This is a genomic window from Moorena sp., from assembly GCF_982860115.1.
This window is the reverse complement of the sequence record NZ_CEYLVT010000149.1, coordinates 1-10,693: the sequence shown is the minus strand read 5'-3', so window position 1 is coordinate 10,693 and position 10,693 is coordinate 1. Positions and strand designations below refer to the sequence as shown.

13 protein-coding genes are annotated in these 10,693 nt (G+C 43.9%); 7 read left to right on the top strand and 6 right to left on the bottom strand.

The window, feature by feature from the left end; translation table 11 throughout:
• Positions 1-469 precede the first annotated feature (469 nt).
• From AC4II3_RS22075 to AC4II3_RS22050, 6 genes are all read left to right on the top strand, one after another.
• Positions 470-670 carry a hypothetical protein gene (locus AC4II3_RS22075; RefSeq protein WP_488007464.1) on the top strand — a complete coding sequence of 67 codons (201 nt, stop codon included), beginning with the start codon at positions 470-472 and terminating at the stop codon, positions 668-670.
• 491 nt (positions 671-1,161) lie between these two features.
• Positions 1,162-1,470 (top strand): type II toxin-antitoxin system HicB family antitoxin, encoded by a 309-nt coding sequence (locus AC4II3_RS22070; RefSeq protein ID WP_488007463.1) that lies wholly within the window; start codon positions 1,162-1,164, stop codon positions 1,468-1,470.
• Positions 1,470-1,886, top strand: coding sequence for a type II toxin-antitoxin system VapC family toxin (locus AC4II3_RS22065; protein WP_488007461.1), 417 nt, complete (start codon positions 1,470-1,472; stop codon positions 1,884-1,886). The genes AC4II3_RS22070 and AC4II3_RS22065 overlap by 1 nt, the downstream gene beginning before the upstream one ends.
• A 68-nt stretch (positions 1,887-1,954) precedes the next feature.
• On the top strand, positions 1,955-2,617 hold the full coding sequence (locus AC4II3_RS22060; protein WP_488007459.1) for a Uma2 family endonuclease: 663 nt from the start codon (positions 1,955-1,957) through the stop codon (positions 2,615-2,617).
• Positions 2,618-2,753: 136 nt separating this feature from the next.
• Positions 2,754-3,530: a Uma2 family endonuclease gene (locus AC4II3_RS22055; RefSeq protein WP_488007457.1), complete on the top strand. Its 777-nt coding sequence runs from the start codon at positions 2,754-2,756 to the stop codon at positions 3,528-3,530.
• A gap of 82 nt (positions 3,531-3,612) precedes the next feature.
• Positions 3,613-4,032, top strand: coding sequence for a DUF29 family protein (locus tag AC4II3_RS22050; RefSeq protein ID WP_488007455.1), 420 nt, complete (start codon positions 3,613-3,615; stop codon positions 4,030-4,032).
• 122 nt (positions 4,033-4,154) lie between these two features.
• Here AC4II3_RS22050 and AC4II3_RS22045 read toward each other — a convergent pair whose 3' ends face one another.
• Both AC4II3_RS22045 and AC4II3_RS22040 read right to left on the bottom strand, forming a co-directional pair.
• Positions 4,155-5,750 carry an NAD(P)H-hydrate dehydratase gene (locus AC4II3_RS22045; RefSeq protein ID WP_488007524.1) on the bottom strand — a complete coding sequence of 532 codons (1,596 nt, stop codon included), beginning with the start codon at positions 5,748-5,750 and terminating at the stop codon, positions 4,155-4,157.
• 173 nt (positions 5,751-5,923) lie between these two features.
• Complete coding sequence (locus AC4II3_RS22040) at positions 5,924-6,841, bottom strand: hypothetical protein (RefSeq protein ID WP_488007454.1); 918 nt, start codon at positions 6,839-6,841, stop codon at positions 5,924-5,926.
• Positions 6,842-7,310: 469 nt separating this feature from the next.
• On the opposite strand from AC4II3_RS22040, the gene AC4II3_RS22035 reads away from it, so the two are divergent.
• Positions 7,311-8,573 (top strand): ABC transporter substrate-binding protein, encoded by a 1,263-nt coding sequence (locus AC4II3_RS22035; protein ID WP_488016915.1) that lies wholly within the window; start codon positions 7,311-7,313, stop codon positions 8,571-8,573.
• Between the two features lie 230 nt (positions 8,574-8,803).
• Here the strand turns inward: AC4II3_RS22035 and psbV2 are convergent, their stop codons facing one another.
• The 4 genes from psbV2 to AC4II3_RS22015 form a co-directional block, all read right to left on the bottom strand.
• Positions 8,804-9,388, bottom strand: coding sequence for a photosystem II cytochrome PsbV2 (gene psbV2 / locus AC4II3_RS22030; RefSeq protein WP_488016917.1), 585 nt, complete (start codon positions 9,386-9,388; stop codon positions 8,804-8,806).
• 220 nt (positions 9,389-9,608) lie between these two features.
• Positions 9,609-10,097, bottom strand: a complete 489-nt coding sequence (psbV, locus tag AC4II3_RS22025; RefSeq protein ID WP_488016919.1) for a photosystem II cytochrome c-550 — start codon at positions 10,095-10,097, stop codon at positions 9,609-9,611.
• Positions 10,098-10,240: 143 nt separating this feature from the next.
• Entirely contained in the window at positions 10,241-10,423 is a 183-nt protein-coding gene (locus AC4II3_RS22020; protein WP_070395846.1) for a translation initiation factor IF-2, read from the bottom strand.
• A 5-nt stretch (positions 10,424-10,428) separates the two neighbouring features.
• The gene (locus AC4II3_RS22015) at positions 10,429-10,593 is read right to left on the bottom strand and encodes a hypothetical protein (RefSeq protein ID WP_488016921.1); all 165 of its coding nucleotides are present in this window, start codon (positions 10,591-10,593) and stop codon (positions 10,429-10,431) included.
• Between the last annotated feature and the right edge of the window lie 100 nt (positions 10,594-10,693).

Below are 10,693 nucleotides of genomic sequence, written 5' to 3'. Positions count from 1 at the left end.
TCTAGCTGTGGTCGGTAAATGCGATCGCATCTAGCTGTGGTCGGTAAATGCGATCGCATCTAGCTGTGGTCGGTAAATGCGATCACATCTAGCTGTGGTCGGTAAATGCGATCACATCTAGCTATGGTCAGTAAAAGCGATCGCATCTAGCTGTGGTCAGTAAATGCGATCGCATCTAGCTCCCTACTCCCTACTCCCTACTTCTAACTTCTAACTTCTAACTTCTGACTTCTGACTCCCTACACCCTACACCCTACTCCCTACACCCTACACCCTATACCCTATTCCCTGTTCCCTCTCCCTCAAAAAATTGTTACAAAAATTTTTAAAATATGTTATAATTATGCAATTTTTATGCTATTCTATAAAAAGGAACACTCAAAAGGAGATAAGTGAAGAGCCAGCCCACAGATGTTAGAGCGTCACGGGCTGGCTCTGGGTCTCCCACTCAAAAGGAGGTAATTTTATTATGTCTTACAGTCAACGCCTATACCCCTGGGCAATCGTTCGCTTGTTACCACAGATGCAACGAGTCGTTGTCGCTCGTTTTCGCAACCGATCCAATGCGGAGGGTCATATGACAGCTCTTAAACGGCTGATGCCCGATGCTGAATTTGTGATTATTTTTGATGTTCCTAATCCCATTGGTGAAGAAGAATCTTCAGAATGAAGAATTAAGAATTAAGAATGGAGAATTAAGAATGAAGAATGGAGAATTAAGAATGGAGAATTAAGAATGGAGAATTAAGAATGGAGAATTACCAATTCGCGCATTTTCAATTCTTAATACTTAATTCAAAAAGGCTTAATTCAAAAAGTTTGTTCGCCTTTGGTGTTAGGTGAAGGGGAGGTTGTTTGTCAGAATGTAAAATTCTGGTTCTTCAGTACCTACTATGCTAAATTTATAGTTAAAAACCCCCTAAAAGCTTACTGTGTAAGGGTTATGAGGCTATTTAACAATAAATTTTTCCAATATAGCTGCCTCTTCCTCCTGCTCCGTTCGCGTAGCGTGGCCCACGGCCTCAGTCCCTGCTCCCTGCTCCCTTTGGCAAAGTGTTAATTTAGCATAACAAGTACGGAAGAGCCAAAATTCTTAATTCTTAATTCTTAATTCTTAATTCTTAATTATAAATAAACTCAAAGAATCGGATAAAATACATCATGCAGTATCAAGTTTTTGTTCAAAGTCAATCCGACGATAAGTTTGTGGCATCAGTCATTGGTATGCCAAATTTGACGGTTGAGGGCAGGACGGAGTCAGAAGCAATTTTGAAGGTAAAATCTGCCCTAGAAGCACAATTAATTAAGGGTAAATTTGTGACTATTGATGTAAATTTAGACCTTCAGCCAAATGCAACTACACCTCAGATGAGATATGCGGGAATATTTGCCAATGATCCCACATTTGATGATTTTCTGGAAAAACTAACTGTGATCCGGGAAGAATCAAATTTAGTAACCGATGAGTGATGACGATTTACATTTTAGATACGGATCACCTCAGTCTTTATGGACGGAATCACCCAGTACTTATTTCACGCCTGTTAGCCTCTCAGGTGGAATTGAGAACAACTGCTATCAATGTTGAAGAACAATTAAGGGGTCGTTTGGCTCAAGTTGGTGAAGCTAAAGATGGAATTATGCTCTCAAATGCTTATCAAAGGCTGGTAGAAACGGTGATGCTGCTGTCGGAATTTAATACCCTTCAGTATAATCAAAAATCCCGCGATACTTACCAAGCACTCAAATCGCAACGTATTCGCGTTGGCACTCAAGATTTACGCATTGGATCTATCGCCCTTGCTTACCAGGGTATTCTCTTGACAAGAAACAGGCGAGATTTTGAGAAAATACCTGGACTCACTATACAGGATTGGTCAATTTAGGGGAGGAACAGTCTTCTCTATTCCCTACTCCCTATTCTTTACTCTCTATTCCCTATTCGCTTTAGCTTATGTGTAAAGTGCCTATTCTCGAAAACGGCGATCGCTTAACTCGGGTGGAATTTGAACGACGGTACCAGGCAATGCCTGATACCAAAAAAGCAGAATTGATTGAAGGAGTAGTTTACGTGGCATCCCCCGTCAGGATCACCAAACATGCCAATCCCCATGGGAAAATTATTACCTGGCTAGGGGTCTATGAAGCCGCTACCCCCGGTGTCATGTTGGGAGACAATCCTACGGTGCGGCTGGATTTTGATAATGAGCCCCAACCGGATGCAATTCTGCGCATTGATCAACAAAAGGGTGGACAGTCCCGTATTAGTGACGATGACTATATAGAAGGAGCACCGGAGTTGATTGTCGAAATTGCGGCCAGTAGTGCTTCCTACGACCTCCATGACAAGCTACGGGCTTACCGGCGCAATGGAGTAAAGGAGTATTTAGTTTGGCTGGTGCAAGAGCAACAGTTTCGCTGGTATGAATTGGATGCAGGGGAGTATGTCCAGCAGCAGCCAGATCAGTTGGGGGTGCTGAGCAGTAATGTGTTTCCAGGATTGCAGTTGGCAGTAGGGGCGTTACTAGCTTGGCAAATGCAACGGGTATTGTCAGTGCTTCAGGAGGGGATAGACTCAAAGGCACATCAAGACTTTGTGGCTCGATTAGCCCAGTAGCTAATACTCCGAAGATGGCTATTGCGTTCGCGTAGCGTGGCCGTAGGCCAATCGCAAACAGCAACAAACCCACTGCTGGGACCCGAGGTGACTGACCCAAGTGCTACCCTCAAACTATCAGGTTCAACAGAAGATCATGTACCAAACTGACCCACCGCTTTCTCCCAGCGAAACCATGCCCACGATGTATGACCTACCTAGTGAAGACCCAGAGGAGCCTGGTTTGCCTGACGAATTTCACGACTTTCAACCCCAGCTATTGCGGGAAACCTGCCAACCTCCCAACTATCCCAGGGAGAAGATGTTCATTGGTACAGACCTAAATTTATATTACGATAGTCATCATTTGTTGTGGCACAAACGACCAGATTGGTTTCTGGTATTGGGTGTCACTCCTGCTCAACAACAACAAGATCTGCGCTGGAGTTATGTGGTTTGGCAGGAAGGAAGAGCGCCATTTTTGGTAGTGGAACTCCTATCACCAGGTACCGAAGCCGAAGATTTAGGACAAACCCTAAGGTCTGCCAACAAGCCACCCACCAAATGGCAAGCCTATGAACAATATATGCGGATTCCTTACTATGTGGTTTTTGACCGTTATGAAAACCAGTTGCGAGTGTTTCAATTAATGCCCACCCAGTATCAGGAAGCAGAGCTTTCTGAGCCCAAATTTTGGATTCCAGAACTGGAATTAGGGTTAGGAGTATGGCAGGGGAAATATCAAGAAACAGAAGGGTTGTGGCTGCGTTGGTATGATCGGGCCGGTAATTGGATTGAGACTTCAGCAGAACGGGCAGAAAAAGAACGCCAACGGGCAGAAAAAGAATCCCAACGGGCAGAACAGGAATCCCAACGGGCAAAACGATTAGCAGAAAAATTGCGTACCCTTGGCATCAATCCCGATGATTTATAAGGGGGGTGATCCGACTTTCCTGCTTCCTACTCCCGACTCCCGACTCCCGATTCCCTATTCCCTACTCCCATTAACTTAGGACATGGAAGAATTAACATTATTACGTCAACTCATTGAAGAAAAAAACTATCATAAAGCCTTAGAAATTGTTGATGAACTAGAAGAAATGTCAAGGGAGGATAAATTAAATAAAATTTATAGCTATGCAGTAATATTATTATTACATTTAATCAAACAAGACGTAGAAAAACGCACTACCCGCTCTTGGGAATTTTCGATTTATAATTCTAGCAAAAATATTAAACGAGTGAACAAACGGAGAAAATCAGGAGGATATTATGCCAATCAAGAGGAATTATTAGAAATTTTAACCGATGCCTTTGAGACAGCCCTAAAAAAAGCAGCATTAGAAGCCTTAGAAGGCAGATATACAGATAGTGAACTCAAAGAAAACATTGACGAAGAGCAAATTAAAGAGAAAGCTCTAGGTTTAATTTCTTAAGAAGAGGGAGCAGGGAGCAGGGAGCAGGGAGTGTGGGGAGATGGGGAGATGGGGAGATGGGGAGATGGGGAGTCAAATTAGTTTTCCCTATTGCCTATTGCCTATTGCCTATTGCCTATTGCCTATTGCCTATTCCCTCTTACCACTGTTATCAAAAACTCCGCCAAGGTCACCCCATCGACCCCCAACTCACTCCGCTCCTGAGCCGCTAAAATTCCCGCTTGGGCATGCCACCAGGCTGCCGTTGCCACTATTGCCTCCAAAGGATGCTCAGACAGAACTGGCTGAGCCAATAAGCCTCCCACTAGTCCCGTGAGCACATCGCCACTGCCTCCTCGGGCTAGAGCTGGTGTACTTTCAGGAATCAGCCACACCGAGCCCATAGGATTTGTGATCGCACTCCTAGCTCCTTTTAACAACACCACAGACCGACTGAGTTGGGATGCCTTCTGCACCGCCTGAATTCGATCCGGTAACAGTTCTGCGGAATCAGGAAATAAACGTCGGAACTCTCCAACATGAGGCGTTAACACTGTCTGGTCTGGACGCTTCAACAACGTGGGAATAGTGATCAGGTCAGCCAGGATATTTAAACCATCCGCATCCAACACCATTGGGCATTGAGCAGCTAAAACCCCTTGCACCATATCCTTAGCATCCTTTGTTAAACCAGGACCACATGCGATCGCATTATAAGTCTGATTTGAAGTCTGATAGCTACCAGAGGGTTGGTGTAACTTCTCTAACACTAACTCAGGCAACAATGCAATAGCACCCGCCGTCGTTTCTGGGCAACCAATTACCACTGCTTCTGGCAAGTGACTCACCACTAGCAGTTTTATAGACTCCGGTACTGCCATCGAAAGCATCCCCACCCCACTAGCACGAGCCCCTAATCCCGCCAAAATTGCTGCCCCTGAATACTGTCTAGAGCCACAAATCAGCAACAGATGTCCCTGTTGGTACTTATGAGTTACCTTAGGGCGAGGTAAAGGCAAAAACTGTTTTACAACAGTTTTGGTAACTCTGAGCAAATCTGGTGGCTCACCTAAAATTGACCAAATATCCTTGAGGGGAATACCAAAATCAATTAACTCAGCTTCACCAATATAATCCAACCCTTGGTCTTGGAGAAACGCCAACTTCCACAAGCCTAAGCACAAAGTCCGGGTAGCCCGAACCGCCATGCCCAAAACTTCCCCAGTATCAGTATGTAATCCCGAAGGTAAATCAATACTCACCACCGGTTGTGACCATTGGTTCAACAGCTCAACCGCCTCAGCGATACTACCAGAAAGCGATCGCGTCAGTCCAAATCCGAACAAACCATCAATAATCAGGTCACACTCATACAGCGGTTCAATCTCTTCATAAAAAGGAATCCCCAAGCTAACCGCATACTGAGCATGGTAGTTAGTCAATTCCTTCAGTTTAGAAAAAGGACGGTAAATGTGGATCTCATACCCCTGTAAATAAAGTTCACGAGCAACAACTAACCCATCGCCCCCATTATGACCAGGACCAACTAACACACCCACTCGCCTATTCTCAGCCCAGGGATAAAGGGCTTGAATATAGCGAGTAATCAATCCTGCCACCTTTTCCATCAAAGCTGCTACAGGCATCCCCGCCTCAAAGATGCGCCCTTCAATCTCACGCATCTGCTCAGCAGTTACCACCACTTGTTCAATTAGTTGTCGCCGATTCTCAGATTGCATCAATTGTTAATTGGGTAATGTAGAATTTAGAATTTAGAATTTAGAATTTAGAATTCTGCCTTTTGCCTTTTGCCTTCTTCATTCTTAATTCTGCCTTCTTCATTCTTAATTCTTAATTCTTAATTCTGCATTCTTAATTCTTAATTCTGCATTCTTAATTCTTAATTCTGCCCCTACCGACTAAAATACACCCGTGCATCCCAACCAGCAGAGCGCAAACGATTACTCCAGCGTTCTGCCTCCCCCCGCTTTTTAAACGGACCAACAGCAACATGTTTACCTCTGGGGGCATCTCGTTGGCTCACTAAATCCTGGGCAATCCCAATTTTAACCAATTCCGTTACCATCTCTGGTAACCTCTGAGCATTGCCAGGAATAGCCACAAAATAGCTCCTACCCATGGATTCTCTTGAATCCTCTGGATTAGAAACAGAAGTGACAGCACCACGATTCGCCAAATCTAATCCTGTTTCTGGATACACCAAACGGGAGCCATAGGTGATCGAGCCATCGGATGAAAAAGTTGGTATGTTCCTCAGATTTGTGGCACCACCATCAAATGCTTGTTGTTCAATGGTTGTGATTCGGGCTGGAATTCCCAAAGCTTCCAAAGCCTGCAGACGGGACTGAGCATTGTAGCGATCCATAAATGTCCCTGCTTGAATCACCCCCTCTCCCTCGCGCACAAACGCTTGTGGTTCAATGTCTTGTACTTGGGATAACAACCAATAACTATCACCGACCACATCAACCCGATAGAGATTAGCGATGGGTCTTGATGGATTAGTTATTGATGGATTAGTTATTGATGGATTAGTGTCGTTAACGTTTAACTCAGGTGGATTAAGTCTATTCCTTGACCGATTAGGTGAGGCGGTCGGCAAAAATAAAGGGGGAGTGTTAACCGATGGTAGAGAAGATGGCGTCATAGTTGGTAGAGGCTCCCCAAAAAATCTCGGTTCTGGTGAAGTTTGGGCAGTAGCTGGCCTCAGACCCGTCATAACTGTTTGCCCAGTCAGTAGCAACAGTAGCCAACCAGTTACCTTAATCAGTGTTTTAGGATTTCTCAATTGGTCAGACACTCTGATCATAATCGGTCTTGCTCTCTATTGACACTCCCCGTCCTATAAGAACGGGGATTCTTTAATCAACGACTCAACTTGCTCAATCAGGTCGGGACCAGATTGAGTAGAGGCCGAATCTCCTAAAGCGTTTAGATAATGGATCTAGGTTTCGGTGTGCCCCACCGTACCTTTGTTTTTTATAAATAGATAGATACTTTTTTAACCTAACTTTTTTCATAGACGTTTAAGTCGTTAGACCAAATTACGCAATATGTATCTCGTACATATTTTTTACGTTGCCTACTTATTGATTAGATAGTATTTATCTAGCTTTTTACTTTATTGTTTATATTAATAAACTAACACGCTCTGTGAAAACTGTCAAGTTTTAGCTTAAAAAGAAAGCCGTCCTATAAGGACGGGGCGCGATTACCCAATTTTTTCGGTAAGATAAATAGGCTATATCAATATCAATGTACCCGTCAACCCTCAACAAATGAATAAAATCCTGTCAAAATGGGTAATCTTACCGCTGATAATTCTCTGCATTATAGCCTGTCAAAGCAGTAACCTAGATGGAGTAACCACCGTCACTCTCGGTGGTTGGCAAAGCAGCCCTACTGAAAAACAATTACTAGAGCAAGTACTAAAAGAATTTGAAGCTAAACATCCCAAGGTAAAGGTTAAGCTTGAAGTCATCACTGGTCAATACATGGATGTGATCAAAACTCGATTAATTGGTGATGCTGCTCCAGATGTCTTTTATTTAGATGCCTATGAAGCCCCATTACTAATGAGTCATGATGTTTTGGAGCCTTTGGATGACTACATTAAGCGCACTGATAATTTTGATGTAGGTGACTTTGAACCCTCTCTGTTTAAAGCATTCCAATATAATGGCATAATCTACGGATTGCCAAAAGATTTTTCCACCCTTGCCCTTTTTTATAATAAGCAATTATTCAAAAAAGCTAATTTAACTCAACCACCCCAAACTTGGGAAGAATTACGGGACTATTCCCAAAAACTAAGCATTGATAATAATCGCGATGGTAGGAATGAACGCTATGGTTTAGGAATTAATCAGGAACTGGCTCGTCTCTATTTTTTAATTAAAGCCTTTGGCGGTAAGTTAGTGGACAAAAACGGTTACGCTACCTTTGCCACTCCTGACACTTTTAAAAGTCTTCAAACTGTCATTGACCTATACAGAAACTACCAGTCTGCTGCCTTACCCTCAGACATTGGCGCTAGTTCTGGTAGCGAAATGTTTGGTCAAGGTAAAACCGCAATGGTAATCGAAGGTAGCTGGGCTATTCCTTATCTCAAAGACACATTTCCTAAAATTAAATTTGCCACCGCTGAAGTTCCCTCCTTAGGTAGTAAAAAAGGAACAATGGCATATACCGTTGCTTATGTTATGAATAAACAAGCTCAACATAAAGAAGCAGCTTGGGAACTCATTTCCTATCTAACCGGCAAAGAAGGAATGAAAGCGTGGGGAAAAGCCGGACTAGTACTACCTTCTCGGGTCTCTGTGTTATCGGAACTAGGCTATAAAAACAATCCCCTCTATGCTCCTTTTATTAAAGGAGCCGCCTATGCAACCATTTGGCAAGCTGGGGAAACTTTGCCAACCATTCAAACCCATTTTGATAATCAATTTCTGAGTACCTTACTGGGTGAGCAATCCTTAGAAACTGCTATGAAGAAAGCCCAAGAAGCAGCTAATGAAGAGATTCGATCAGGTGATTATTAACTAGTTTTAGGGAGTCGGGAGTCGGGAGTCGGGAGTGTGGGAGGTCTGGGGAGATGGGGAGATGGGGAGATGAAGATTTAGATCAGCAATTGGTGTAGTTTTTATTAAATTCTACAACCCAATGTTGATTTGTAATCACATCAAAAAATCATCGTTTGGTTTCGTAATCTTTCCTGATCTCTGCTTCTTCCGATTCCCGATTCCCGATTCCCGATTCCCGATTCCCTAACTTATAATAAATCCTCAGTGCCCCATCCTGGTCCTTTCTGTGCGGCTCTGATCACAAATGCCGCTAATTTCTCGATTTGCTCCTGTGGTATCCAACTCTCTTCGACTTCGCGGCACGAGAAGCTTTCCTCGGTACCATCATAGGTCATCGGTTGCCTCATAAAAGCAATTAAAGCATTGAGATTATCCCGAGGTGGTGTTGCCTTAGCTAGCCTCTCCAGAGATAGAGACACAGTGGGATCAATGAGATTAGCTCCTCCCACATGACACCTCTGGCAATTTTCGGAAAATAATTGTTTACCAACAGACAAGTCTTCGCCGTCAAACAGCTTAGTCTCTCCCTTGCCATCTACAGCAATCGCTACAGGTTCTGCCACGTCTAGGTAGCGCCTGACATATTGGTTAACCGGAACCTGGGCTGGTGAACTAACCGTGCATGTCTCTAGGCAGAACACCAGAACCACTAGCAGCAAATAACGGATTGATACGAATAGACCTCTTGCCAAAGTAGTTTTTTGATACTGTTCCCGTGAATTGTTGTCCACTGTTCCCGACTTCTGAAAGAAGTCTAATAATCTACGGAGCATTGACTATTTAAGGTGATATGTACTGATTGAGCAACAGGGCAGCGGCTTCTTCTATTAGCGAATAAGGTCTAGTGAAAGAAGCTAGGGTTATTGATTTTGGTTAACCCCTAACTCCTAACCCCTAACCCCTAACTGCCAAAAGAAGAAGCCTCTGCCCTTGCTGCTTAAACAAGCATAAAGCCTTTCGCTTCGTGCTTCCTAACCTCTGTACAAACAACAATTAGTTACAGACTTTACCACAACCCCAGGTGTCAGGTCTCTGGTTGATCTCATAGAGAATATAACCAGCCATATTACGGAGGTCATCTTGGGAGACGTTCCTCATATAGACAAAAACATCAGCACTCTTAGTGCTTGGATGAAATTCAGGAATCTCTATTTCCCCGTCGTAGGTGGTAGGATTGTTCATATAGTCTATGATACCATCCAGGTTATCACGGGGTGGCGTTGCGAAGGCTAAGTCCTCAGCACCAAGAGTAACGTTAGGGTCAGTTTTAGTGTAACCCCCTTTGTGACATTGAGAACATACAGTGTTAAACAGGCGTAAGCCTTTAACAATCTCTTTGTTACTCATCACCACCGTGTCACCTGCTTCATTGGAAGGTACGGTGCGGAGCTCTTTAGACAGGTCAAGGGCTGCTGAACTGCCCACTGCAATGTGAAAGGCAAAGAATAGGGTTGCCGTGATCAGCAATATAAATCGCTTCATTTTTGATTCTCCTCTAATAAAAATGTGGCTCATATGGGATTTTTTCATGCACAGCATTAACTGATTCCCTGCACATTCTCTCGCTGAGGGGGATCTGAGTCAACCAATCACGGCTATCTAACTCAGGTATTACCGATTACCAATTAGCCATTACCCTTTGTTTGAGACAAAATCTTTAATATAACAGCCTTCGCATCTTCTAGAGGCAGATGGGTGTCTTGATTTTTGTAAGCAATGCCCAACTGCTGGCATAGATCGAATACCTCTTCTACCCGAAGGTCATACTCGGCGGCAATTTCCACAATTGATAGGTCTGCAAAGCCCATAATAATTAAACCCGATAATAACTAAGGAACAGGGGGAGTGTGGGAGTTGTGGGGGCAATAGGCATGCTAGCAAGAGGCAACAGGCAACAGGCAACAGGCAACAGGCAACAGGCAACAGGCAACAGGCAATAGGGAATATTATCAAACCATCTGACTCCCCATCTCCCCATCTCCCCATCTTCCCCTCCTGGGAGGGGTTAGGGGTGGGTTACCATCTCCCTACTCCCTACTCCCTACTCCCTACTCCCTACTCCCTACTCCCTACTCCCT

Bases quoted from the DNA above. Each gene is read 5' to 3' on its own strand.
- AC4II3_RS22020 (WP_070395846.1), bottom strand. From the start codon at position 10,423: ATGGGCTTTGCAGACCTATCAATTGTGGAAATTGCCGCCGAGTATGAC.
- AC4II3_RS22050 (WP_488007455.1), top strand. From the start codon at position 3,613: ATGGAAGAATTAACATTATTACGTCAACTCATTGAAGAAAAAAACTAT.
- psbV (WP_488016919.1), bottom strand. From the start codon at position 10,097: ATGAAGCGATTTATATTGCTGATCACGGCAACCCTATTCTTTGCCTTT.
- AC4II3_RS22055 (WP_488007457.1), top strand. From the start codon at position 2,754: ATGTACCAAACTGACCCACCGCTTTCTCCCAGCGAAACCATGCCCACG.
- AC4II3_RS22060 (WP_488007459.1), top strand. From the start codon at position 1,955: ATGTGTAAAGTGCCTATTCTCGAAAACGGCGATCGCTTAACTCGGGTG.
- AC4II3_RS22075 (WP_488007464.1), top strand. From the start codon at position 470: ATGTCTTACAGTCAACGCCTATACCCCTGGGCAATCGTTCGCTTGTTA.
- AC4II3_RS22035 (WP_488016915.1), top strand. From the start codon at position 7,311: ATGAATAAAATCCTGTCAAAATGGGTAATCTTACCGCTGATAATTCTC.
- psbV2 (WP_488016917.1), bottom strand. From the start codon at position 9,388: ATGCTCCGTAGATTATTAGACTTCTTTCAGAAGTCGGGAACAGTGGAC.
- AC4II3_RS22040 (WP_488007454.1), bottom strand. From the start codon at position 6,841: ATGATCAGAGTGTCTGACCAATTGAGAAATCCTAAAACACTGATTAAG.
- AC4II3_RS22065 (WP_488007461.1), top strand. From the start codon at position 1,470: ATGACGATTTACATTTTAGATACGGATCACCTCAGTCTTTATGGACGG.
- AC4II3_RS22045 (WP_488007524.1), bottom strand. From the start codon at position 5,750: ATGCAATCTGAGAATCGGCGACAACTAATTGAACAAGTGGTGGTAACT.
- AC4II3_RS22070 (WP_488007463.1), top strand. From the start codon at position 1,162: ATGCAGTATCAAGTTTTTGTTCAAAGTCAATCCGACGATAAGTTTGTG.
- AC4II3_RS22015 (WP_488016921.1), bottom strand. From the start codon at position 10,593: ATGGGGAGATGGGGAGTCAGATGGTTTGATAATATTCCCTATTGCCTG.